Raw genomic sequence first — 22,047 nt, 5'->3', positions numbered from 1 at the left:
GAGTGCTGATGCCGCAGATCACCGTCGACTATTCCGCCGACCTCGCCGACGGCTTCGACCGGCCCGGATTCGCGAAGGCGCTGCACGAGGCGACGGTCGAGATCGCGGCCGCCAAGCCGCCCGCGTGCAAGACCCGGTTCCGCCCGACCGAGGACATCGTGGTCGGCCCCGAGACCGAGGGACACGCCCATGTGCACGTCCACATCGCGCTGCTCGCCGGCCGCACCGACGAGACCAAGGCCCGGCTCACCGAGGCCGCGCTGGAACTTCTGCGGACCCATGTGAAGCCGGCCGCCGGCCTCGCCCTGCACGCCTCCGCCGAGGTCCGCGATCTCGACCCGTCGTACGCGAAGTACGAAAGCTGAGACCGCTCAGCCCGCCAGGGCGATGAGCCGGCCGACCAGGTGCGCGAACGGGCCGTCGGCCGGCTCGTCCTTGAGGGCGCCGCGCAGCAGCTCCGCCATCTCCTCGTCGTAGGCGGCGCTGACGGCGGCGAGCGCGGCGAAGTCGTTGACGAGCTGCGGTTCCAGCTCCTCGCGCGGGATGCGCCGGCCGTCCAGCCAGATCAGCGCCGTCGACTCGGCGAGCGAGATCCAGGACCGGACGACCAGTTCGAGGCGCGCGGGCGGATCGGTCACGCCCAGGTGCGAAAGGATCTGGACATACGCGGCCTGCCGTACGGAGTCGACGAGCGCGTTGGTCGTCGAGGAGCCGACGGCCGGACCGCCGCGCATCAGGGCGGAGAAACCGGGCCCGTGCTCGTCCACGAAGTCGAAGTAGCGGTGCATCACACGCAGCAGCCGCGCCCCCAGCGGACCCTCGTGCGGCTCCACGAAACGGGCCGCCAGATCGTCCGAGGCACGCTGCAACGCGGCCTCGTACAGGCTGAGTTTGCCGGGGAAGTAGTGGTAGACCAACGGGCGTGAAATGCCCGCGGCCGACGCTATCTCGTCGATGGAGACGTCGTCGGGCGAGCGGCGGCTGAACAGTTCGAGGGCGACGCCGATCAACTGCTGCCGCCGCTCCTCGACTCCCATTCTGCGGCGAACCCCGGTAGTCATGCGAACACCTTACCGATCGATTCCGGCCTCGAACGGGCCGGATCGATCACCGGGTTCCGGCGACCTCACCGGGACGCGCCCCCGTGCGCCTCCGTCAGCGCAGTCCGCGGAGCGAACGCCCGTCCTTCAGGGACCCCTTGAGCTGAGCCTGGGCCCCCCGCTCGGCCGGCACGGTCAGCCGACTGCCCCGCGCCGACCCGTTCACTCCGCCCGTCGCCCGGATCGACGCCGTCTTCCGGCTGCCGGCGGCCAGCAGGTACCAGTCGCCGGCCTTCGACTTCCACAGCACCCCGGCCAGCACATGCGGATCACGCGCCCCGCAGGCCGGGACGTTCTCGGCCTGCGCCGCAGCCGCCCCGTAGGCCCCGCCCGGTGTGTGGAACTGCGCCAGCACCCGCGCCCCGCCGCCCCGCCAGGTCTCGGCCCGCGTGCACACCCACGCCGCCGAGCCGCTCGCGTCGGGCAGCGGCTGTTCGTTGAACGCCCAGGCGTTGACGCTCCGCACCCCGGCCGAGCGCATCGTGCCCAGCGAGCAGGCGAACGGCTGCCAGGTGTGCAGCGCCGCGACCCCGGACACCTCACCGGGGGAGCCCGGCCGTCCGGCGGTGAGCCGGGCCGGGACCAGTTCGCCGAGGTCGGTCAGCAGCCGGGTCCCGCCGCCGTCGGTCACCTGCAGCACGTTCCACGAGGTGCAGGGGCCGGACCGCAGGGCCGGGCTGGCCAGCGGCGCGGCCACACCGCCGGTGAGCGTGAGGTTCATCGCGCCGGAGCCCGGCTTCATCAGGTCCCGCTCGCCGGCCTTCCGCACCCAGGGGGCCGTGAGATAGCGGACGTTGCCGTCGGACCGGCCCAGCACCACGGCGCTCGCCCCGGCCCGGTCGGCCCCGTCCACCCGGGCGAAGTCCAGGGCGGCGCCCTGCGTGCCGTCCTTCGGCTCCGCGTACCGGACGATGCGCAGACCGTCGTGGAGGATCACCACGCGCGCCGCGTCGACCGTCCCCGCGTACAGCAGCTGGGGTGGTCCGGCGGGGCCGCCGGAGAAGGTGCCGGGGGTCGCCGACACCTGGACCGTCTCTCCGGGACGGGCCCACACGGCCAGGGCGCGGCGCAGCAGGGCCTTGTCCCCGGTGAGGTCGCCACGGGCCGGCCACACGGAGAAGTCGGTGCGCGCCGAGCTGCGCCACGCGGCGGGCGGGACCCGGGTCAGCTTCGCCGGGTCCAGGGCGGCCTGCGCGGCCGGGTTCTGCGCGTACGGGGGCGCCGCGGCGCCCTCGGGTCCCCAGCCCTCGCCGGGCAGGCCGAGCAGGGCCCCGCACACCAGCAGGGCGGCACCGGCGACCAGCGCCGCCTTCAGATGCTGGCGGCGGCGCATCAGGTCGGTGGGCCGGGCCTGAAGCGAGCAGGGGTCGAACTCGGGGGAGTCGAGCAGCCCGTACTGGGCGGGCACCCCGCCGGCCTCCAGCACCGCGCCCTCCGGGTCGGCGACGCCCGCCGCCGCGAGGACCTCGCACACCCCTTCGTCCGTGAGCCGCTCCAGGCCGCGCAGCGCGTAGACGGCGCGGGCCGGGCCGGACAGGGTGGACAGCCGCTGGTCCAGGGCGAGTTCGTCGGCGCCGCCGGAGCGCGGGAACAGCTTCAGGCCCCACACGTGCGGCAGCAGCGGCGGCAACTGGGCCCTCTTGGGCCACGCCTTCGCCTTCAGCGGCACTCCCGCCTCCAGCGCCGTGCGCAGCACCTTCAGACGGACCAGGGCGTAGCCGGGGTCGCCGTCCCGCCCCGTGGACTGCGCCGGGATCACCGGGGACGGCGTGCGGTTGCGGGGGAGCGCCCGCTGGGTGAGGGCGTGTGCGGTCAGGACGCGGCGGCTGCGGCCCAGCCCGGGTGGCAGGACCAGGTAGGCCAGCCGGACGAGCCGCGGGTAGTGCTCGACGAGCGCGGCCTCGGCCTGCTCGACGTCGACGACCGGGCCGGCGGGGGAGGAGGGTGCGGGGCGCTGGGCGACATCCTGTGACTGCACGTTCAGCAGAACGAGCGAATCGCTGGTTGGTCACCTGGCCGCGGGGCGTCACGCCCCCGGGTGCTCCCCGGGTTCCACGAGCAGCCGGGCGTAGTTCGCCATGGACCTCTGGTAGCGCGGCAGGTGCGGGGCCAGTGCGCCCAGGGCCAGCGCGAGTGCCTCCCGGTCACGGCCGAGACTCGACAGACACAGCGCGAGGGTCGCGCGTACCGGGTCGTCCAGCTCGTCGGACGGGGCGAGGAGCTCGGGCGTCAGCAGCGCGACGCCCTCTTCGGCCCGGCCGACGTTCCGCAGCGAGCTGGCCAGCTGGATCTTCGTCCGGCGTGCCTTGTAGGGGCTGACGTCTCCCAGCCCGTTCGCCAGTGCCTCCTGGTACAGGGGGACCGCCTTGTCGGAGCGGCCGGTGGAGTCCCAGGCGCAGGCCTGCTCGAACGGGCCGAGCGGACTGCCCTGGGGCAGCTCGGCGACGAGGGCGTCGACGTCGGCGCGGAAGCGGGCCTCGCCCTCCTCCGTCTCGGCGTAGTCGTCGAAACGGTCCCAGAGGGCGGCCACGCGAGCTTCCCAGTCCTGATCCACCGGACCACCCTCGCACACGAGTGCACACGTGGCAGCGGGATTTTGAGCACGGCGGCCTCCGCAGCCGTATCGAGGGCGAGAGCCTCGTGCCGGGGCTCGGTGCGGCATGCGTCCGGATCGTGCCGTGACAGGGACCGTGCCGACAAGGACCGGAGGAACAGATGAGGGTGACCCGACCGATGCTCGCGCTGAGCGGCGCGGTGGCGATACTGGCGCTGACCGGCTGCGGCGGATCCGGCGACAAGGACGAGGCGGCCGTTCCGAAGGAGGTGACCGGCAGCCTGGAGCACATCGCCGCCGAGGCCGACTGCAAGCCGAACATGCAGACCGACGCGGACACCATCCGCCAGGCGCTGTGCAAGAAGGGCAAGGAGAAGTACGTCCTCGCGACCTTCTCCACGGACCGGGGCCAGCGCGAGTGGCTGAACAGCGCCAAGGACTACGGCGGTTACTACCTCGTCGGGCGCAAGTGGGTCGCCGTGGGCCAGCAGAAGACGGTCACGGCACTGCAGGGCACCCTCGGCGGCACCATGGAGGAGGGTTCCGAGCACATGAACCCGGGCGGCAGCCACAACAAGAACGGTCACGGCGGCGGCAGCAGCCACCACGGCTGAGCACACGGGCCGGAACACAGCAGAAGGCCGGCGGTGGGAAATCCCACCGCCGGCCTTCTGCGCTACCGGTTCAGGACTACTGGCAGTCCTGGCCGTCGTTGATGCACTGGACCATCTTGTTCATCACGTTCTCGTCGAAGAAGTTGATGAAGTCGTTGTGGTCGGTGATCGCCTTGTGCAGCTGCTCCGGGAAGGAGTCCACCGCGAAGGCGTTCTGCACCTGCCCGTTGTTGATCTGCGGCGCCTGAACGTCGTAGACCAGGCGGACCTGGAGCTGGGGGATGGCCTTGAAGCCGTTCGAGCAGCTGCCGTCCGCCTCGACGAAGTCGACGTGGGTGCGGTGGTTGGCGCTGTCGATGTTCTGGCCGTCCCAGCAGCTCTGGAAGTTGGACGTCCGCACCACGGAGCTGCCCTCGGGGCAGAGCGGGTACTTGTCCGTCACCTGACGGTCCTCGAAGCCGGTGCAGCTCCAGGAGGTGTTGGCGTTGTTCAGGCCGTTGGTGGTGGACTTGGCGTCACCGGTGATGATGCGCAGGGCCTTCGGCATCGCGACGACGTCGCTGGTGCGGTTGCCGACGAACTTCAGCTGGGCCTCGGCCGGCTCGACGATCTTGCCGACGTTGCCGTCCTGGCCACCGCCGGGCTTACCCGCGTCGATGTCGTCCGAACCGTCCTGGATCCGCAGGACCGGCCAGAAGTAGGAGGACTTGTCGCCCTGGTTCTGGCAGGTGGTCTGGGCGTTCGCCAGGTCCTCGTCGCTCGCGAAGGCGTTGTTGCTCTGATTGCCGACGTAGTCGTGCTGGTGCTGCGCACCGTTGGAGACACCCGGCGCCACGATCACGTTGTCCGAGTTGCGGTTCTCGTTCTCGTTGGTGCCGCACTTCGTGGTGAACGTGCCCGTGGAACCGCCGTCGCCGTTCGCGGCGAGGCCGTTCGGCAGGTTGCGGGAGTTGGGCTGGACGTCCTCGATCTTGATGAAGTCGTTCGCCGCCGGGCCGTTGCCGGCCTGCCCGCCGTTGCCGCCCTGCCCGCCGTTGTCCTGACCGCCGTTGTTCTGGCCCTGGTCCTGACCGCCGCCGTTGTCCTGCCCGCCGTTGTTCTGGCCGTCGTTGTTCTGGCCGTCGTTGTTCTGACCGCCGCCGGCCTGGCCGTCGGTGGTGTCGGCGTCGGCGGCCATGCCCTGGCACGAGGCCAGCTGCTCGAGGTTGGCCGGGGCCTGCCCGCCGACCCGCCGGATGTTGATGCCGATCCGGTCGATGACCGCGATTCGCTTCGACTTCAGCGGGCCGAGGATGGCGTTGTTGACGAAGCTCGCGTCACCGGCCTGGGCCTGACGCGTGGAGGCGAGACGGGTGTAGGCCTCGCTGATCTGCTTGTCGAGGTTGGCCAGCTCCTTGTCCACCCCCTGGCGAGCGCCGTCCGGCACGTCGGTCAGCTTCTGTCCTACGTCCGGGCACTGGATCGTGGCGATCTGTGCGCCCGCGGACTTCGTCTGGTTCGCCGAGTTCTCCTCGTGCGCCGAGGCGTAGAAGTTTGCCCAGATCAGCCCGCCCCCACCGAGCGCTAGGGCCGCCGATGCGGCAATGGCCTTGGTGGCCAGCGGCGTACGGCGTTTTCTTGTGTTGCGTCCCATGGAACTCCTCTGACTTCCTTTTTCGGGGGCATCGAGGCGCCCGACAGGAGTGAAGCGGCTCCCTTCCATACGGAGGGCGTCCCACAGGTGTTCAGAGGTCCCGGAAATTGATGCGAGATTCGTGAGGACTCCGTGTCCTCAACGGCCCCTCCCACACCGGCAGTTGTTGATCCCCCAGGAGCGGTGAAGGGTATCGTCCGGTTTCACCGGCCGTGGTCGAGATACGCCAGAACCGCCAGCACGCGACGGTTGTCGTCGTCCGAGACCTCAAGCCCCAGTTTGGCGAAGATGTTGGCGGTGTGCTTGGCGATCGCCCGTTCCGTCACGACCAGTTTCCCGGCGATCGCAGCGTTGGACCGGCCCTGCGCCATCAGCTCCAGCACCTCCCGCTCCCTGGGTGTCAGCCGCGCCAGCGGCCGGTCGTCGCCCGAACGGCGGGCCAGCAGCTGCTGGATGACCTGCGGGTCCATCGCCGTACCGCCGGCGGCGACCCGCCGTACCGCGTCCACGAACTGCTCGGCGTCGAACACCCGGTCCTTCAGCAGATAGCCGACCCCGCCGGTGCCGTCGGCGAGCAGCTCGCGCGCGTACAGCTGCTCCACGTGCTGGGAGAGCACCAGCACCGGCAGGCCCGGACGGTTCCTGCGGGCGTCGAGCGCGCACTGCAGGCCCTCGTCGGTCTGCGTGGGCGGCAGGCGCACGTCGACGACGGCCACGTCCGGGTCCAGCTCGGCCAGCGCGGCGGCCAGTTCGGGCCCGGTCTCGACGGCCGCCGCGATCTCGAAGCCGTGCGCCTGCAGCAGCCGGACGAGTCCGTCGCGCAGCAGGAAGAGGTCTTCGGCCAGGACTACGCGCAAGGGATCTCCACGGTGACCATGGTGGGGCCGCCCGCGGGGCTGCTGACGGCCAGGACGCCGTCGAATGTACCCAGCCGCCGCTCCACGCCGGCCAGCCCGGAACCGGCCCCGATCACCGCGCCGCCCTTGCCGTCGTCCGTGACGGTCGCCCGCAGCCTGCCGTCCGCCCGGTGCAGGTCCACCCAGATCCGGTCGGCGCCCGAGTGCTTCACGGCGTTGGTCAGCACCTCGCTCACGGCGAAGTACGCGGCCGACTCCACGGGCGCCTCGGCCCGCCCGGGCAGATCCACGCTCACCTCGGTGGGCACGGGCAGCCGCAGGGCCAGCGCCCGCACGGCGTCGCCCAGGCCGCGTTCGGCGAGGACCGGCGGATGGATGCCGCGCACCAGCTCGCGCAGCTCGGTCAGCGCCTCCACCGAGGACTTCCGGGCCTGCGCGATCAGCAGCTTCGCCTGGGCCGGGTCCTTGTCGAGGAGCGTCTCGATGGTGCCGAGGTCCATGCCGACGGCGACCAGCCGGGCCTGCGCCCCGTCGTGCAGGTCCCGCTCGATGCGCCGCAGTTCGGCCGCGGAGGCGTCCACGGCGTCGCGCCGCGTCTCGGTCAGCACCCGCACCCGCTCGGCGAGTTCCCCCTTGTCGCCGCCGAGCACGGCCCGGGTGAGCCGGAAGTGGACGCCCAGCAGACGAGGGGTCCACAGGTGCGCGAGGAACAGCAGCACCAGGCCCAGGGCCGCCGCACCGAACGCGGACGCCTGCCCCGTGACCGGCATGAACCCGTACCAGTAGCCGTCGGGGAAGACCCGCCACAGCCCGAGTGCCAGCGCGAACCCCTCCAGCGGGTAGAACAGCAGCACCGCCGGCAGCAGCGCGGTGACGAACCCGGCGGTCATGTCGACCGGCAGCCACCGAAGGTCCCGCCAGGTCGCCGGGTCGCGCAGCATCCCGAAGGTGCGGGCCCACGGGTTGGCGTCCTCGGGCAGCGGCCGGTACGCCGGGGGGATCCGCACCCCGCCCCACTCCGCCGCGAGCACCCGCCGCGCGTTCGCGAACGCCCGCACCCCGGTCAGCACGTACGGCGTGCTGACGATTCCGACCCCGATCGGGATGAGCGCGATCGAGATCAGGGACAGGCAGAAACACAGCACCGCCCCCGGCAGGGAGAGCAGGGCCAGCGCGAGCCCCCGCACCGCGGCGAGCCCGATGCCCCGCCCCGTCGTCCGCCCGGTGCCGTTCTTCGTGTCCGTGGTCATGGCGTCAGTCTCGCCGAGCGGACGTGCCCGGTCACGGGGCCGGACCACCGGTCCTGGGGTGGTGCCGGCTACACCCCGGCTGAAGGGAGAGGTGGTCACGAGGGCGGTTCCGAGGGGTGCTCGGGAGAGGTGGTTACGAGGGCGGTTCCAAGGGGTGCTCGGGAGAGGTGGTTACGAGGGCGGTTCCAAGGGGTGTTCACGAGAGGTGGTTACGAGGGGTGCTTACGAGGAGTGGTCGGCGGAGGTGCTGAGAACGAGGGGCGGTTCACGCACCGTCACCGGACGCGAGGACCTTCGCCTCCACCTCCGGGTCGAGGCCCGAGCGCGGCCGGTCCGGGCGCTGGGGCGCGACGCCCCCGACGTCCCGGAGCCACCGCCAGGTGTCCGCCACCGTCTCCTCGACCGGTCGGCAGACCAGTCCGGCCCCGACGGCCCGCGAGACGTCCGCGCTGTGCAGGGCGTCGTACAGGTCGCTGCCCGGCGGGACCCACACCGGCATCTCGGTCCACGGCTCGATGCCCGCCTCCAGGATCACCTCCGGCTCGGTCCAGCGGAGCTCGGCGGCGCCGCCGGTGACCCGCACGCAGGCGTCGAGCAAGGCACCCATGGTGGCGTGCCCCTGCGCACTGACCAGGTTGTACGGGCCGCTCAGCTCCTGCTCGGCCGCGAGCACGATCCACTCGGCCAGGTCACGGACGTCCACGTACTGCAGGGGCAGTTCACGCGGGTCCGGCGCCAGCACCGGACCGCCGCGCGCCGTACGGCCCAGCCACCAGGGCAGGCGGCCGATGTTCTCGTACGGGCCGAGGATCAGCCCGGCCCGTACGAGCACCGACCGGTCCGCGCCGAAGGCGTCCAGCACGGCCAGTTCACCGCCCCGCTTGTCCTGCGCGTAGGCGGTCTGCTCCGCGTCGGGCGACGCCCCCTCCACCAGGGGCGCGTCCTCGTCGTACCCGGCCGGCGGGGCCCACGCGTACACCGAGCAGCTCGACACGTACACGTACCGGCCGGCGCGGCCCCGCAGCAGCCGCGCCGCGTCCAGCACCGCCCGGGGCGCCCCCGACCAGGTGTCCACGACGACGTCCCACTCGCCCGGGTCGTCGGCCAGGGCGGTCAGGCCGTCGGGTACGGTGCGGTCACCGGGCAGCGACCGGACGCCCGGCGGGGCCCCGTGCCGCCCCCGGTGGAGGACGGTCACCTCCCAGCCCCGCCCCAGCGCCGCCTCCACGACGGCCCGCCCCACGAACTCCGTACCACCCAGCATCAGAAGCCTCATGCCGGTGACTCTGCCCGGCGGGGTGAGGGGACGGAACGGGGATCTGCCGTCAGCAGAGGACGGAGTGCCCCTGGCCGTCGGCGGGTGTCGGTGTCCCGTTGGGCGGGGACGGAAGGGGGCCTGCCGTCAGCGGAGACGGAGCCCCCCTGCCTCCGCCGGCGTCAGTGTCCCGTCGGCGGCACGTACTTGTAGCCCACGCGGCGCACCGTGCGGATCGTGTCGCGGTGCTCCACGCCCAGCTTGCGGCGCAGGCGGGCGATGTGGACGTCGACCGTGCGGCCGTCACCGACGTGTCCGTAGCCCCACACCGTGCCGACCAGCTGGTCGCGGGTGTGGACCCGGCCCGGGTGCGCCACCAGGTGTGCCAGCAGCTCGAATTCCAGGTAGGTGAGGTCGAGCGGCCGCCCGGCCACCCGGGCGGTGCGCTGCACGGTGTCGACCCGGATCAGCGGCTCACCGCCCGGCTCGGCGACGGGCTCCGGGCCGGCGGCCTGCGGCAGGTCGGGCACCGCCACCGGGAACGGCGGCTGCTGGTCGGCCGGGACGAGCACGAGGTAGCCGATCATGGGCGGCTGCCCCGGCAGCGTGGGCAGGGTGTGCTGCGGCGCCGGCAACCAGGTGGCACCCGGCGGCAGCAGATCCGCGACCGTGACCACCTCGTCCCGGTCGACGGCACGCAGCCGATGCCGGGGGCCGTGCGGCGCGGGGGTGGTGAGAGGGGCGGCGGTGGACAGAGAACGAGTGGTCGCCATGAGAGGTCAGCTCTTTCGCGCGAGGAGTTCGTCGGGAAGGTCGACGGCCGCGATTCGTGGTCGGGCTCGCCGAGGGACGTACGCGGTGCGCGCTGGCCGAAGGCCGGGGTGTACGGCTTTAGAGGGCCTGCGCGTTCATCGCGCGGCAACACACCCGGTCGAAGTCGTGGTCCTGGCGGGACGGCCAGAAGGGCTCGAGGTCATGACGACCCGTTGCGATGCACTTCCGGTAGCTGGCCATGACCCCATTGAAGCAGAGCCGGTCCTCCGCCGGGAGTCTCCTCTCACTGCTTGGACACGCGCCGGGGCGCCGCGGGGCCGCTCGCCCCTCATCCCACCAGACGCTTGCGCCACTCCAGCGGTGTCACGTCGATGGCCTTGCCCGGGTCGCCGTCCCACTCCGTGGACAGCCCGGCCGACGTCAGCGCCGCCACGACCTCGTGGCCGACGGCCGTGGTGGTCTGCTCCGAGCCGTCGAACCCGCCGTAGTACAGCGACAGGCTGTGCCCCTCCGCCGCCGCGCGCGTGCCCTGGTGGTGGAAGAAGACGAAGCCGCGCACCGCCGACTCGTCGTCCACCTCCGCGCCGATCTCCGTCATGCCGCAGCCCCGGCAGCAGGTGAAGTTCTCCCGGGCGACGATGCCGGCGTCCTCCAGGGCCGCGAAGGCCCGCTCCAGCCGGTCCGGATCGGTCGGCCCGGTCCACGCCTCCTGCTCGTCGACCTGCTCCAGCCACAGCCGCTCGACCAACGCGCGGGCCTGCGCGGGGGACAGCGGGGACGAGCCCTCGCCGTCCTCCATCAGATACACCGTCTCGCGGATCATCGCGTCGATGCCCAGGTAGCCGTCCCGGAGCAGCTCGCGGACATGCCTCTCGGCTTGGGCGGCGACCTCGGCCGCGAGTGCGGGCGGCTCCTCGGGCAGCCCGAACTCCTCGCGCTCCCAGGTGACTCCGGCGTCCCAGCCGTCCTCCCGGCGCGCCCAGCGCACCATCACCCCGGCGACGAGGCCCGGGTCGGTCACGCGGGTCACCCACAGGTGGGGAACGGACCCGGTGCGGTGCTGGAGGTCGTACGCGCCGTCCTCGTCACGCGCGGTCTGGATGAAGACCCTCGGCCGGTCCGGTATCCGCTGGACCACGAGGAAGTGGTCGTCGGCACCGCCGATCCGCTCCACCAACGCGCGCAGCTCACCCGCCGAAACCCGCGCGTGTGTCCGCCCGCTCTCCGTCAGCACCTTGACCGCGAGGTCCCCGTCGATCTCCATGCCCCCACGATGGCACGCCCCACTGACAACGCGAGGGGCGCCCTACCGACAACGCGAGGGGGCGCCCACCGCGAACGGTGGGCGCCCCCTCGGGAGCCGGGCGGTGCGCCGGTCAGACCTGGCCGGCCTTCTCCAGCGCCGAGCAGCAGGTGTCGACGAGCAGGCGGGTCACCACGTACGGGTCGACGTTGGCGTTCGGGCGGCGGTCCTCGATGTAGCCCTTGCCGTCCTTCTCGACCTGCCAGGGGATACGCACCGAGGCGCCGCGGTTGGAGACGCCGTAGGAGTACTCGTTCCACGGCGCGGTCTCGTGCAGTCCGGTGAGACGGTCGTCGATGCCGGCGCCGTAGTTCTTGACGTGGTCGAGCGGCTTGGAGCCCTCGCCGAGCGACTCGGCGGCGGTGATGATCGCGTCGTAGCTCTCGCGCATCGCCTTGGTGGAGAAGTTGGTGTGCGCACCGGCGCCGTTCCAGTCGCCCTTGACCGGCTTGGGGTCGAGCGTCGCGGCGATGTCGAAGTCCTCGGCGGTGCGGTAGAGGAGCCAGCGGGCCACCCACAGGTGGTCGGAGACCTCCAGCGGGGAGACCGGGCCGACCTGGAACTCCCACTGGCCGGGCATGACCTCGGCGTTGATGCCGGAGATGGCGAGACCGGCCTTGAGGCAGTTGTCCAGGTGCGCCTCGACGACGTCACGGCCGAAGATCTCGTCCGCGCCGACACCGCAGTAGTAGCCGCCCTGCGGGGCCGGGAAGCCGCCCTTCGGGAAGCCGAGCGGGTAGCCGTCCTTGAAGAACGTGTACTCCTGCTCGATACCGAAGATCGGCTCCTGCGCGGCGAACTTCTCCGCGACCTCGGCCAGCGCCGCACGGGTGTTGCTGGCGTGCGGGGTGAGGTCGATGTTCAGGACCTCGCACAGCACCAGGATGTCGTCACCGCCGCGGATCGGGTCGGGGCAGCTGAAGACCGGCTTGAGGACGCAGTCCGAGGAGTGGCCCTCGGCCTGGTTGGTCGAAGACCCGTCGAAGCCCCAGATCGGCAGCGCGTCGAGACCGGCGGGCGAACCCGTGATGATCTTGGTCTTGGAGCGCAGTTTGGCCGTCGGCTCGGTGCCGTCGATCCAGATGTACTCAGCCTTGAAGGTCACGGGCCACATCCTCGGGTGTGTCTGGGCGCGTATCGCGGGTGCGTGCGGCGCAGCGGCACCGGTGCGCCGCGTCTGCTGCCCGGCAGCCTGACAACGGGCGATTTCCCGGCCATTGCTCGCATGTGAACCCCGTGTTACCTGGTCATACTGTGCCGCACTTCACCCCGTGAGGGCGTTTCACGGGTGCGGCGCCGCTCACCGGCTCCCCTCCGTCGAGCCGGTGAGCGGCGCCGCGCGTCCCGCACGCGCCGGTCCTGCCGCCCCTGGCCGGGGGCAGCAGGACCGATGACACGTACGAGGGGCGGCCGAGGGGGTGGCCGCCGCCTCATCGATTCACCTGGCCGTGGGGCCTCACCCCACCTTCTCGATCAGGGCCCGGCGGATCAGGAACTTGCCGGGCTCACGGACCTGTTCGAAGGCCGCGTTGTTGAGCAGCGCACAGCTGCCGGAGACCGAAGTGACCTCCACCGTCGTGGACTTGTTGTTGTCCAGGTTGGTGACCTTCAGCTTCGTGCCGGCCGGGAACTGGTTGCTGGACGCGGCGGGCGCACCGCCCTCGCCGGAGAGCGTGACCGTGGAGCCGTTGCACACCTGCTGCCCGGAGGCAGCGGCACCGCCCCCGGCGTCTGATGCGGGGGCGGACGCGGCGGGCTGCGACGGCTGGGCCGAAGCCGCGGGCGGCTGGGCCGACTGGGCGGGCTGCGAGGGCTGCGCGGTCTGGGAGTCCTGAGCCGACTCCCCGACGGCGCACCCCGACGCCTCCTGCTTCCGCTTGATCTCCGCGACGACCGCCTCGCGGTTGGCGATCCGCGCCTCGGACTGCGCGTCCGGGTCGGCCCGCTGGTCCGCGATGAACTTCTGGTTGTTGCCGAGGGCGGTGGCGAGACCCAGGCAGACCGTCGACTCCGACGCCGACTTGGGGGTCGGCGGCGCCGCGTTCGACGTGCTCGCCATGACGAAGGCCCCGCCTCCCGCCACCGTCGCCGCGCTCACCAGCAGCGCGATCTTCTTCTTCGTACCGAGAGTTCTCCTGCGCGACATGCGCGCCTCCTGAAGAGGTAGGGGAGCGTACGCCGCTATGTACGAGATACCGAACGAGGTTACTCAGCGGTCACAGGAGTCACTCGAGTGACCTGCACCACACCGGAGAGTGTGGCTGGTCAGCGCGACAGGGCGTCCCGCACGGCCTCGTCGGTGCGGCCGACCACCGCCGTTCCGTCGTCCGCGGTGATGATCGGGCGCTGGATCAGCTTCGGGTGCTCGGCGAGAGCGGTGATCCAGCGCTCGCGTGAGGCGGCGTCCCGCGGCCACTCCTTGAGGCCGAGCTCCTTGGCGTCGGCCTCCTGGGTGCGGGTGATGTCCCAGGGTTCGAGACCGAGGCGCTCGAGCACGCCCCGGATCTCGTCCTCGCTCGGCACGTCCTCCAGGTAGCGGCGGACGGTGTAGTCGGCGCCCTCGGCGTCGAGCAGCGTCAGCGCGCTGCGGCACTTCGAACACGCGGGATTGATCCAGATCTCCATGCGCACACGGTACGCGCAGACCAGCTTGTTCGAATTCCTGGCGCCCCTCCAGCACCTCGCAAACCTGTGGTGACGCGGCGCCAATTTCCAGTCTCACCAGGGCTTTTGCCGGGTTCTGTGGACTCCCCGTTGTCAGTGCCGGGCGGTAAACTGTAAGCAGTGTTCGAGGGTGGCGCCGGGGATGACGACGTCTTCGGTGAGCCGCCCGACCGCGACAGGAGGATGCCTGTGCCCGCTGCCGCCCTGAAGCCGAAGCCGTTGCCCACCCAGTCCACCGCGAAGCGCCCCGTCCTGCTCGACCTGCCGTACGCGCCCGTGGAGAAGCGGCCGCTGCCGCCGGGCCGGCCGCGCCAGTGGTACGTGACGCACAACCGCCGTCTCAAGGCGATGCGCCTGGCCATCGCCCTGCTCGACTCGGGCGTCCACATGCCGAACCAGGCCCGCAACGAGACGATCCGCGACACGGCGGAGCTGATCGGCGTCCACCCGCCGTCGGACACGACGTGCCACATGGTGCGGGCGTTCATGCGGTACGCCCGCTGACCCGCTCCGATCCGAGCGCCGGGCCTCCCGAACGACGGGGCGCCCGGCGCTCGTTCCTGCCGCCCGGCCGGGGCGCCGTGAACAACGCCGGGTTCAGCCGGGCGAAGCCCTCCTGGCGCTCGTAGGGGAAGGACGGGTAGGGCGCCGGACGGTGGCTCGCCGCGTCGAGCTTCGCCACCTGCTCGGGGGCGAGACTCCAGCCGGCGGCGCCGAGGTTCTGGCGCAGCTGCCGCTCGTCGCGCGCGCCGTGAGGACGCAGGACACGGTCGGCCGCCGCAGCAGCCAGTCAGGGTGATCTGCTGCACGGCCTTGCCCGTCTCCTCCGCGATCTCGTCCAGTGCGTCGACGACGTCGTAGAGGTGCTCGTCGGAGACGGGCGGGCCGTAGCCGGCGGTGCGGTGCAGGCGGCTGCCGGACGGGAGCGGTGCGCCGGGTTCAGCCGGTGGCCAGCTCCTTCTCCAGGGGCGTGCGGAAGCGCGGCGTGATCCTGGTCGTGTCCAGCCACCCGCTCAGCCGCTCCGCCTCCGACTCGATCGCCGCGCGGGCGTCCCGGCCGACGCCCTCCTCCTCGAGGATCCGCCAGACGATCTCCCCGTCCGGCCGCTGCGCCCAGCCCCCGACCACCCGTCCGTTCCACCACACCGTCGGTCCGACGTTGCCGCTGCCGTCGAACAGCCGGGGCCGCAGCTCCGGCGCGAGATACCAGTCGCGCTGCTGCCACCCCATCGCCGTCGGATCGAGGCCGGGCAGCAACGCGGCCCAGGGTTCGTCGGGTGACGGCACCGGGTCCGTGTCGCCCTCGGCCACATACCCGGTGCCCTCGTCCAGCGACACCGCCTCCGCCCCGATCGCGGCCAGCGCCCTGCGCACCTCCGTCACACGCCACCCGGTCCACCACTTCAGGTCGGTCTCGGTCGCCGGACCGCACGCGGCGAGCCACTGTCTCAGCAGCTCCGCCTGCGCCTCCGCGACATCCAGCTCGGGGTGCTCGGGTGCCACGACCCAGCGGAACCGGCTCGACGTCCAGGAGCCGAGCGGCCTGCCGCGGACGACCTTCCCCTCCACGCCCAGCACCCTCAGCAGCCGCGTCGAGACCGTGTGCACCCCCTCGTAGCTCTTCCCGGCCGCGTACACGAACTGCTCCCGCAACCGCGGCTCGTCCGCGGCGAGTTCGGCGGCCGTCGCCTGCCCGCGCCGGGCGAGCGCCGCCAGCGTCGACTCCTCGACCTCCTTCAGCCAGGCCGCGTCCGGCGCACCGGCCGTCGCCATGTGCTTGAGCAGCGAGGCCCTCTCCCGGGCGGCGACGGCCAGCCCCGTCGAGGCGTGCACGACGGCGGTCAGCTCGGCGGGGAACACGAACACGGTGTGCCGCATGCCGTGCATCCGCACCAGACGACGGTCCTCGTACAGGGCCCGCTCGGTCTCCTCCACCGTCCTCGCGGGCTCGGCGAGCCGCGCTCCCACCGCCAGGTACACCGTCGCCGGGTCGGTGCCGTGCAGCGCGACCAGCGAACCGGCGACCTCCTCGGGCGTCCCCGCCCGCGCCTGCCCGGCCAGCCGCTGCCGCAGCGCGAGCCGGGCCCGCCGCTCCGCCACGCCGATGTACCGCTGCTCACCCATGACGGTCTCCACTCGTCGCGTCCCTGCACCCGACGGCATCATCGCGGACGGCACTGACATCACCCGTCGAACACCTCAGCCGTACCGCTCCAGCAGTCCCGCGACATACGCCTCGAGCCGCCCGCCCAGCACCACCGGCGTCAGATCGGACCGCCCCAGCTCCCGCCACGGCCCCGCGAGCTTCGCCGCGTCGGGTACGTACGCCAGCGCGTCGAGCAGCCGCCAGTACAGATGGTCCGGGCCGTCGGCCGGACGCCGCCCGCCCTGTGCCTCGTAGCGCTCCCGGAAACCGAGGCCGTACTCGGGGCCGTGCAGCAGGGCGAGTGCCGTCGAGCAGTGGGCGACGTCCAGGTCGGCCGGCCCCCACGAGGTCTCCACCCAGTCGACGACCCCGCTGATCCGCAGGCCGGCCCCCGAGCCCGTGAACAGCACGTTCCCGGGGTGGAAGTCCCGGTGCAGGAAGCAGCCGTCGTAGGGCGGGGGAGTGCGGCGGATGACGTCCACGGCCCGTTCCCACCCCGGCGGGACCACTGCCGGCGAGGTCCACGCCTGGTACGACCGCGGACGTGCCCGGGGGACGACGTTGTGGATCCGCGCGAGCTGAGCCGCCAGCAGGTCCACCCGGGCTTCCAGGTCCTGCTCGTCGACCCGGACCCGCCCCGGCAGGACGGACATCAGCAGGGACGGATGGTCGCAGTGCTCCCCCGTCGCGTCGACGCCGATCAGCTCGGCGGCCGGCACGCCCTCATGCTCCGCCAGCAGCGTGAGAACCTCCGCCTCACGGGCCAGCAGCCCCGGCGCGTGCCGCCGGAAGAAGGGCTTCACGAAGGTCCGCAACGCCAGTTCGGTGCCGTCGTCGAGGGTGAGCCGCCGCATCTGGGCACTCCAGCCGCCGGTCAGAAAAGACGACGTGGCGATGGTGCGGCCCTCGGGAAGCTGCTTGGCCACCCACCCGCGGGTCGCCGTCCACCCCCGCTCGCCGAGCCCCCTCAGGACGGCGGTGACGAACTCCCGCCGGTCGCCGGGGTGATCACGGAACCACAGGCCCAAACGGTGACCGGCGTCGGGGAGTACCCGGTGGGTGAACTGTGCGCGACGGGCCAGCGCCTCGGAGAAGGCGTCCGTCACGGCGGGCGGAATGACCTCGTCCGTGCCCGGTACGACCAGCACGGCCCGCCCCTCGTACGCCCGCAGCACGTCGAGGGCGGGGGAGGCGCGCCAGCTTCCGGGGCGACGGATGAGCTCGCTGAACAACCCGTCGCCCGCGCCGAACGGCACGTCCCACGCCTCGCCCGCGTACATGGCAGGCGCGCACAGCCCCAGGGCCGCCACCCGCTCCCCGTAGTGCCGCACGAGGTCCGCGACCGTCTGGCCGCTCATGCTGAACCCGACCAGGACCAGCGGCGCGTCCACCCCCGCGCGGGCGTCGATGACGGAGACGGCCTGCTCGAAACGGCGGCGCAGGCTCAGCTCACTCAGCAGGCCGGTGCTCTCCCCGTGCCCCGAGAAGTCGAAGGCGAGGGCATGGCAGCCGTGCGCGGCGAACTCCGCCAGCAACGGCACCAGCCGCTCCTTGCTGCCGTTGCCCGCGCCGTGCAGCAGGACGGCCGTCGCCCGGGTCGGCGCACCGTCGCCCGTGGACAGCTCACCGTCGCCCGTCGACAGCCCCTTGAGCCGTTCGCCGCCGACGACGTGCGTGAAAGGGATCAGCTCGCTCATCCGGCCATTCACTCACGCGACCCACGGCCCATGAGGGCGTTCACAGTCCCGGCGCCCCCCACACCGGGAACCAGCGGCCCAGGTCCTGCTCGATGCGCAGATCGCCGGAGAGCGCGGCCCGCACCTGTAGTTCGAGTGCGTTGTCGCGCCGCTGCGTCCCGTCCGGCAGGGGCGCGAACGGATAGTAGGTGCCGCGCTTGTAGAGGTACACCAGGGCGAGCCGTCGGCCGGAGGAGTCCTCGAACCCGGCCAGTGAGCAGAGCAGTTGGGGCCCGAACCCGTTGACCTCCATCTGGCTGTTCACGGCGTGCAGGTCGTTCACGAGGGCGGAGAGCCGGTCGGGGGCACGGCGTGAGACCAGCCAGGAGTAGCCGTAGTCGTCCTGCCGCAGCTCCACCGGCGGTCCCTCGCGGTCGATGTCGGCGTCCAGCAGCGCCTGCACTTCGCGGTGGGACTGCTCGAAGGCCGCGCCCTCGACCGTGGCGAAGCAGACCGCGCCCTGCCCGGTCGGGGTGAAGCCGGCCGACGCCTCCAGGGTCACGGCCGCCGACGGCAGCGCGAAGAGCCGGTCGAGATCCGCCACGACCGGTTTCGTCCGGCCGAGCAGGATGTCCAGCAGCCCCATGCGGCGATCACCCCCCTCCCGGTGCCGCCGCCTCGCCCAGCTCGGCGGAGATCCGGCCCAGCTGGTCGAGCCGCTGCTCCAGGCTCGGGTGGGTCGAGAAGAGCCGTGCGACACCGGGCTCACGGCCCAGCGCCGGCGTGAAGTAGAAGGCGTTGAAGGCCTGGGCCGTGCGCAGGTCCTTGGTCGGGATGCGGGCGATGTCGCCGGAGACCTTGGTGAGCGCGGAGGCCAGTGCCGAGGGACGGCCGGTGAGCAGGGCCGCGGCCCGGTCCGCGGCAAGCTCCCGGTACCGGGACAGGGCGCGGATCAGCAGGAAACTGATCGCGTACACGGTCGCGGCCACACCCATCACCGCGGCGAACACGGCAGCCGTGTTCTGGTCCCTCCTGGCCCCGCCGAAGAGCTGCGAGTAGAAGGCGAACCGCACGATCAGCCCCGCGATCACCCCGAGGAACGACGCGACGGTGATCACCGCGACGTCCTTGTGCGCCACGTGCGACAGCTCGTGGGCGAGGACACCCTCCAGCTCGGCCGGATCCAGCCGCCGCAGCAGCCCGGTCGTCACACACACCACCGCGTGATCGGGGTTCCGCCCGGTCGCGAACGCGTTCGGCATGTCCATCGCGGACACGGCGACCACCGGCTTGGGCATGTCGGCGATGGCACAGAGCCGGTCCACGACGCCGTGCAACTCGGGATACTCGTCCCGCTCCACGACCCGGCCGCGCATGGCGTACAGGGCGATACGGTCCGAGAACCAGTACTGCGAGCCGAGCAGCGCCGCCGCGATCACCACGACGAGCACCCACGACTTCAGCAGCACGATCAACGCGGCGACGAACCCCACGTACAACAGTCCGAGCAGGAACAGCGTGATCCCCATCCGGGTGGTCAACCGCCGGTCGCTCCGGAAGCGGCTGTGCATCTGCCTCACCCCGCAGTCACGCACTCGTCCCACCGCCAGTGTGCACCGCCCCCGCTCATGAACGGGTCGCGCGCACCCCCAGAGCGGGCAAAGGCGCCGGGCTCACGAGTGGGCCGGGCATCCGAAGCGGGCCAGGCGCCCCCCTTCAGAGGCGGGAGGGGCATCCGGGGCGGGCAAGGCGCCCCGCTCAGGAGCGGGGAGGGGGGAGGGGGGGACATCCGGAGCGGGCGAAGGCGTCACCCGCCCGAGGCCACGGCGTACCCGGGCACGGAAGGCCACCGCACCGTCAGCACGACCGACTCCTCCTCGGCGACCCAGGAGTGATCGACGCCGCGGCCCCACACGACGTAGTCCCCCTGCCGCTCCAGCAGCACACTGCGCCCGGGCAGCTCCACCCGGAACCGCCCGCTGATCAGCACGAGCAGGGCGGTACGCGCCTCACCCCGCACCCACTCGGCCCGCTCGTCGCCCGGAGGATGCACACCCCACTTGATCTCCACGGCCTCACTGTGCCGCGGATCCCCGGCATCCTTGAAATGCCCGAGAATCCAGCCCCGGTCCAGCGCGGCGTCCGCACCGGCGTTGCCCACGTACACGCTGTCACTCACGCGGCGGGACGCTAGCAGCCCGCCCGGGTCCCACGACCCGGCCGCTCGCCTCAGCCGGCCGAGGCGCGGCGACACGGACCCTCTGGGTCAGCCGCGCCGCTGCCCGCCGGTGTCTAGTACGGCGCCCTGAAGTTGATGTACCCCAGCAGCACGATCACCGCCGCCACGCACCCCAGCACCACCGCGGTCGAGATCCAGGGGGAGCGGCGGCGGGAGCCGACGTGTTCCGGGGCGGCACGGAACGGCACGGGCCCGGGCGGGTTGTCCTTCCAGCGCGCGGCGAGCATCCGGGCCCGCGCCGAGGGCTCCTTGTGCTCGGCCCGGTCCGCCCATCTGAGGTCGAACTCGCGCTCCTGGTCGTCCTGTTCGTGCTCGGGCATTCCCATCCCACCCCCGTGTGGTCCTGCCCCCAAGAATAGAACAGACGCCCGCGCCCCCGCCGTCGGTACGACAGCGGGGGCGCGGGCGGTCATGCCTCGATCAGGCGTCGATCACACGTCGAAGTACAGCTCGAACTCGTGCGGGTGCGGGCGCAGCTGGAGCGGGGCGATCTCGTTCGTGCGCTTGTAGTCGATCCACGTCTCGATCAGGTCCGGCGTGAACACGTCGCCCTGGAGGAGGAACTCGTGGTCGGCCTCGAGGGAGTCGAGGACGGCCGGGAGCGAGGTCGGGACCTGCGGGACGCCCGCGTGCTCCTCGGGGGCCAGCTCGTAGAGGTCCTTGTCGATCGGCTCGGCCGGCTCGATCTTGTTCTTGATGCCGTCCAGGCCCGCGAGGAGCAGGGCGGAGAAGGCGAGGTACGGGTTGCCGGAGGAGTCGGGCGCGCGGAACTCGACGCGCTTGGCCTTCGGGTTCGAGCCCGTGATCGGGATACGCATCGCCGCGGAGCGGTTGCGCTGCGAGTACACCAGGTTCACCGGCGCCTCGAAGCCCGGCACCAGGCGGTGGTACGAGTTCACCGTCGGGTTGGTGAACGCCAGCAGCGACGGGGCGTGCTTGAGGATGCCGCCGATGTAGTAGCGGGCGGTGTCCGACAGGCCCGCGTAACCGGCCTCGTCGTAGAACAGCGGCTGGCCGCCGGTCCACAGCGACTGGTGGACGTGCATGCCCGAGCCGTTGTCACCGAAGATCGGCTTCGGCATGAAGGTCGCCGTCTTGCCGTTCTGCCACGCCACGTTCTTCACGATGTACTTGAAGAGCTGCAGGTCGTCGGCCGCGGCGAGCAGCGTGTTGAACTTGTAGTTGATCTCGGCCTGGCCGGCGGTGCCCACCTCGTGGTGCTGGCGCTCGACCTGCAGGCCGGCGCGGTCCAGCTCCAGGGAGATCTGGGCACGCAGGTCGGCGAAGTGGTCGACCGGCGGGACCGGGAAGTAGCCGCCCTTGTAGCGGACCTTGTAACCACGGTTGTTCTCGAGGGCGCCGGTGTTCCAGGCGCCGGCCTCGGAATCGATGTGGTAGAAGGACTCGTTCGCGCTGGTCGCGAAGCGGACGGAGTCGAAGACGTAGAACTCGGCCTCGGGACCGAAGTACGCCGTGTCGGCGATGCCGGTCGACGCGAGGTAGGCCTCGGCCTTCTTCGCCACGTTGCGCGGGTCACGGGAGTACTGCTCACCCGTGATCGGGTCGTGGATGAAGAAGTTGATGTTGACCGTCTTGTCACGGCGGAACGGGTCGACCCGGGCGGTCGACAGGTCCGCGCGCAGGGCCATGTCGGACTCGTGGATGGCCTGGAAGCCGCGGATCGAGGAGCCGTCGAAGGCCAGCTCCTCGGCCGGGTCGAAGGCCGATGCGGGGATCGTGAAGTGCTGCATCACGCCCGGCAGGTCGCAGAAGCGGACGTCGATGAACTTGACGTCCTCGTCCGCGATGAACTTCTTGGCCTCGTCGGCGTTCTGGAACATCCAGCTCCTCCTACTCCCGACCGTCCCGCCGGGGTGGTAGTTCGTTCGTGCTGCCAGTGCGGGTGGCACACGCTGACCTCGACCCTAGGGACGGGTGGTTTCTCGGGCGTGACTCATTTGTTTCGCACAAGTTAACCGGCT

23 protein-coding genes and 1 pseudogene are annotated in these 22,047 nt (G+C 71.8%); 3 read left to right on the top strand and 21 right to left on the bottom strand.

Annotated elements, in window-relative coordinates:
• The first annotated feature begins 8 nt into the window (after positions 1-8).
• Complete coding sequence (locus AB0B29_RS00335) at positions 9-365, top strand: 5-carboxymethyl-2-hydroxymuconate Delta-isomerase (RefSeq protein ID WP_344457382.1); 357 nt, start codon at positions 9-11, stop codon at positions 363-365.
• A gap of 6 nt (positions 366-371) precedes the next feature.
• Here AB0B29_RS00335 and AB0B29_RS00330 read toward each other — a convergent pair whose 3' ends face one another.
• The 3 genes from AB0B29_RS00330 to AB0B29_RS00320 all read right to left on the bottom strand — a co-directional run bounded on the left by AB0B29_RS00330 (position 372) and on the right by AB0B29_RS00320 (position 3,672).
• A complete protein-coding gene (locus AB0B29_RS00330; RefSeq protein ID WP_362231928.1) occupies positions 372-1,061 on the bottom strand; it encodes a TetR/AcrR family transcriptional regulator in 690 nt (229 codons plus the stop codon).
• 94 nt (positions 1,062-1,155) lie between these two features.
• Positions 1,156-3,078, bottom strand: a complete 1,923-nt coding sequence (locus tag AB0B29_RS00325) for a hypothetical protein (RefSeq protein ID WP_362231926.1) — start codon at positions 3,076-3,078, stop codon at positions 1,156-1,158.
• 48 nt (positions 3,079-3,126) lie between these two features.
• Complete coding sequence (locus AB0B29_RS00320; RefSeq protein ID WP_362231925.1) at positions 3,127-3,672, bottom strand: tetratricopeptide repeat protein; 546 nt, start codon at positions 3,670-3,672, stop codon at positions 3,127-3,129.
• 143 nt (positions 3,673-3,815) lie between these two features.
• Here AB0B29_RS00320 and AB0B29_RS00315 point away from each other — a divergent pair, with 143 nt between their 5' ends.
• Complete coding sequence (locus AB0B29_RS00315) at positions 3,816-4,268, top strand: hypothetical protein (RefSeq protein WP_362231923.1); 453 nt, start codon at positions 3,816-3,818, stop codon at positions 4,266-4,268.
• 76 nt (positions 4,269-4,344) lie between these two features.
• On the opposite strand, the gene AB0B29_RS00310 is transcribed toward AB0B29_RS00315, so the two are convergent.
• The 10 genes from AB0B29_RS00310 to AB0B29_RS00265 form a co-directional block, all read right to left on the bottom strand.
• Positions 4,345-5,901: a DUF1996 domain-containing protein gene (locus AB0B29_RS00310; protein WP_362231921.1), complete on the bottom strand. Its 1,557-nt coding sequence runs from the start codon at positions 5,899-5,901 to the stop codon at positions 4,345-4,347.
• A gap of 203 nt (positions 5,902-6,104) precedes the next feature.
• Positions 6,105-6,758 carry a response regulator transcription factor gene (locus tag AB0B29_RS00305; protein WP_362231919.1) on the bottom strand — a complete coding sequence of 218 codons (654 nt, stop codon included), beginning with the start codon at positions 6,756-6,758 and terminating at the stop codon, positions 6,105-6,107.
• A complete protein-coding gene (locus AB0B29_RS00300; protein ID WP_362231917.1) occupies positions 6,749-8,008 on the bottom strand; it encodes a sensor histidine kinase in 1,260 nt (419 codons plus the stop codon). The genes AB0B29_RS00305 and AB0B29_RS00300 overlap by 10 nt, the downstream gene beginning before the upstream one ends.
• A 265-nt stretch (positions 8,009-8,273) precedes the next feature.
• Positions 8,274-9,284 (bottom strand): SDR family oxidoreductase, encoded by a 1,011-nt coding sequence (locus AB0B29_RS00295; RefSeq protein WP_362231915.1) that lies wholly within the window; start codon positions 9,282-9,284, stop codon positions 8,274-8,276.
• 161 nt (positions 9,285-9,445) lie between these two features.
• Entirely contained in the window at positions 9,446-10,036 is a 591-nt protein-coding gene (locus AB0B29_RS00290; protein ID WP_362231914.1) for a winged helix-turn-helix domain-containing protein, read from the bottom strand.
• 118 nt (positions 10,037-10,154) lie between these two features.
• Complete coding sequence (locus AB0B29_RS00285; protein ID WP_362231912.1) at positions 10,155-10,277, bottom strand: hypothetical protein; 123 nt, start codon at positions 10,275-10,277, stop codon at positions 10,155-10,157.
• Between the two features lie 88 nt (positions 10,278-10,365).
• Positions 10,366-11,301, bottom strand: coding sequence for a DUF6891 domain-containing protein (locus AB0B29_RS00280; RefSeq protein WP_362231911.1), 936 nt, complete (start codon positions 11,299-11,301; stop codon positions 10,366-10,368).
• Positions 11,302-11,413: 112 nt separating this feature from the next.
• Positions 11,414-12,445, bottom strand: coding sequence for a glutamine synthetase (gene glnII / locus AB0B29_RS00275; protein ID WP_344457358.1), 1,032 nt, complete (start codon positions 12,443-12,445; stop codon positions 11,414-11,416).
• A 351-nt stretch (positions 12,446-12,796) separates the two neighbouring features.
• On the bottom strand, positions 12,797-13,486 hold the full coding sequence (locus tag AB0B29_RS00270; RefSeq protein ID WP_362231910.1) for a hypothetical protein: 690 nt from the start codon (positions 13,484-13,486) through the stop codon (positions 12,797-12,799).
• 119 nt (positions 13,487-13,605) lie between these two features.
• Positions 13,606-13,965: an arsenate reductase family protein gene (locus AB0B29_RS00265; RefSeq protein WP_104784061.1), complete on the bottom strand. Its 360-nt coding sequence runs from the start codon at positions 13,963-13,965 to the stop codon at positions 13,606-13,608.
• A gap of 228 nt (positions 13,966-14,193) precedes the next feature.
• Between AB0B29_RS00265 and AB0B29_RS00260 the strand changes: the two genes are divergently transcribed.
• Positions 14,194-14,508: a hypothetical protein gene (locus AB0B29_RS00260; RefSeq protein WP_362231909.1), complete on the top strand. Its 315-nt coding sequence runs from the start codon at positions 14,194-14,196 to the stop codon at positions 14,506-14,508.
• A gap of 82 nt (positions 14,509-14,590) precedes the next feature.
• Here AB0B29_RS00260 and AB0B29_RS00255 read toward each other — a convergent pair.
• From AB0B29_RS00255 to glnA, 8 genes and pseudogenes are all read right to left on the bottom strand, one after another.
• Positions 14,591-14,939 (bottom strand): annotated as a pseudogene (locus tag AB0B29_RS00255) (aldo/keto reductase); the annotation flags it as partial.
• A 4-nt stretch (positions 14,940-14,943) separates the two neighbouring features.
• Entirely contained in the window at positions 14,944-16,128 is a 1,185-nt protein-coding gene (locus tag AB0B29_RS00250) for a winged helix DNA-binding domain-containing protein (RefSeq protein WP_362231908.1), read from the bottom strand.
• A 75-nt stretch (positions 16,129-16,203) separates the two neighbouring features.
• The gene (locus tag AB0B29_RS00245) at positions 16,204-17,847 is read right to left on the bottom strand and encodes an alpha/beta fold hydrolase (protein ID WP_362231907.1); all 1,644 of its coding nucleotides are present in this window, start codon (positions 17,845-17,847) and stop codon (positions 16,204-16,206) included.
• A 40-nt stretch (positions 17,848-17,887) separates the two neighbouring features.
• Positions 17,888-18,472: a PspA-associated protein PspAB gene (pspAB, locus tag AB0B29_RS00240; protein WP_362231906.1), complete on the bottom strand. Its 585-nt coding sequence runs from the start codon at positions 18,470-18,472 to the stop codon at positions 17,888-17,890.
• Between the two features lie 7 nt (positions 18,473-18,479).
• Positions 18,480-19,397: a zinc metalloprotease HtpX gene (htpX, locus tag AB0B29_RS00235; protein WP_362231904.1), complete on the bottom strand. Its 918-nt coding sequence runs from the start codon at positions 19,395-19,397 to the stop codon at positions 18,480-18,482.
• A gap of 236 nt (positions 19,398-19,633) precedes the next feature.
• Positions 19,634-20,005 carry a signal peptidase I gene (locus AB0B29_RS00230; RefSeq protein WP_362231902.1) on the bottom strand — a complete coding sequence of 124 codons (372 nt, stop codon included), beginning with the start codon at positions 20,003-20,005 and terminating at the stop codon, positions 19,634-19,636.
• Between the two features lie 113 nt (positions 20,006-20,118).
• On the bottom strand, positions 20,119-20,385 hold the full coding sequence (locus AB0B29_RS00225; protein ID WP_362231900.1) for a hypothetical protein: 267 nt from the start codon (positions 20,383-20,385) through the stop codon (positions 20,119-20,121).
• A 111-nt stretch (positions 20,386-20,496) separates the two neighbouring features.
• The gene (gene glnA, locus AB0B29_RS00220; RefSeq protein WP_351629454.1) at positions 20,497-21,906 is read right to left on the bottom strand and encodes a type I glutamate--ammonia ligase; all 1,410 of its coding nucleotides are present in this window, start codon (positions 21,904-21,906) and stop codon (positions 20,497-20,499) included.
• Positions 21,907-22,047: the final 141 nt, after the last annotated feature.

This window comes from Streptomyces tibetensis (assembly GCF_040647715.1).
Lineage (GTDB): Bacteria > Actinomycetota > Actinomycetes > Streptomycetales > Streptomycetaceae > Streptomyces > Streptomyces tibetensis_A.
This window is presented reverse-complemented; position numbering and strand designations above follow the sequence as displayed.

Coding starts and splice junctions, on each gene's coding strand:
- AB0B29_RS00330 (WP_362231928.1), bottom strand. CDS start 1,061: ATGACTACCGGGGTTCGCCGCAGAATGGGAGTCGAGGAGCGGCGGCAG.
- pspAB (WP_362231906.1), bottom strand. CDS start 18,472: ATGGGGCTGCTGGACATCCTGCTCGGCCGGACGAAACCGGTCGTGGCG.
- AB0B29_RS00310 (WP_362231921.1), bottom strand. CDS start 5,901: ATGGGACGCAACACAAGAAAACGCCGTACGCCGCTGGCCACCAAGGCC.
- AB0B29_RS00270 (WP_362231910.1), bottom strand. CDS start 13,486: ATGTCGCGCAGGAGAACTCTCGGTACGAAGAAGAAGATCGCGCTGCTG.
- AB0B29_RS00295 (WP_362231915.1), bottom strand. CDS start 9,284: ATGAGGCTTCTGATGCTGGGTGGTACGGAGTTCGTGGGGCGGGCCGTC.
- AB0B29_RS00280 (WP_362231911.1), bottom strand. CDS start 11,301: ATGGAGATCGACGGGGACCTCGCGGTCAAGGTGCTGACGGAGAGCGGG.
- AB0B29_RS00290 (WP_362231914.1), bottom strand. CDS start 10,036: ATGGCGACCACTCGTTCTCTGTCCACCGCCGCCCCTCTCACCACCCCC.
- AB0B29_RS00245 (WP_362231907.1), bottom strand. CDS start 17,847: ATGAGCGAGCTGATCCCTTTCACGCACGTCGTCGGCGGCGAACGGCTC.
- AB0B29_RS00300 (WP_362231917.1), bottom strand. CDS start 8,008: ATGACCACGGACACGAAGAACGGCACCGGGCGGACGACGGGGCGGGGC.
- AB0B29_RS00265 (WP_104784061.1), bottom strand. CDS start 13,965: ATGGAGATCTGGATCAATCCCGCGTGTTCGAAGTGCCGCAGCGCGCTG.
- AB0B29_RS00225 (WP_362231900.1), bottom strand. CDS start 20,385: ATGCCCGAGCACGAACAGGACGACCAGGAGCGCGAGTTCGACCTCAGA.
- AB0B29_RS00335 (WP_344457382.1), top strand. CDS start 9: ATGCCGCAGATCACCGTCGACTATTCCGCCGACCTCGCCGACGGCTTC.
- glnA (WP_351629454.1), bottom strand. CDS start 21,906: ATGTTCCAGAACGCCGACGAGGCCAAGAAGTTCATCGCGGACGAGGAC.
- AB0B29_RS00315 (WP_362231923.1), top strand. CDS start 3,816: ATGAGGGTGACCCGACCGATGCTCGCGCTGAGCGGCGCGGTGGCGATA.
- htpX (WP_362231904.1), bottom strand. CDS start 19,397: ATGCACAGCCGCTTCCGGAGCGACCGGCGGTTGACCACCCGGATGGGG.
- AB0B29_RS00250 (WP_362231908.1), bottom strand. CDS start 16,128: ATGGGTGAGCAGCGGTACATCGGCGTGGCGGAGCGGCGGGCCCGGCTC.
- AB0B29_RS00285 (WP_362231912.1), bottom strand. CDS start 10,277: ATGGCCAGCTACCGGAAGTGCATCGCAACGGGTCGTCATGACCTCGAG.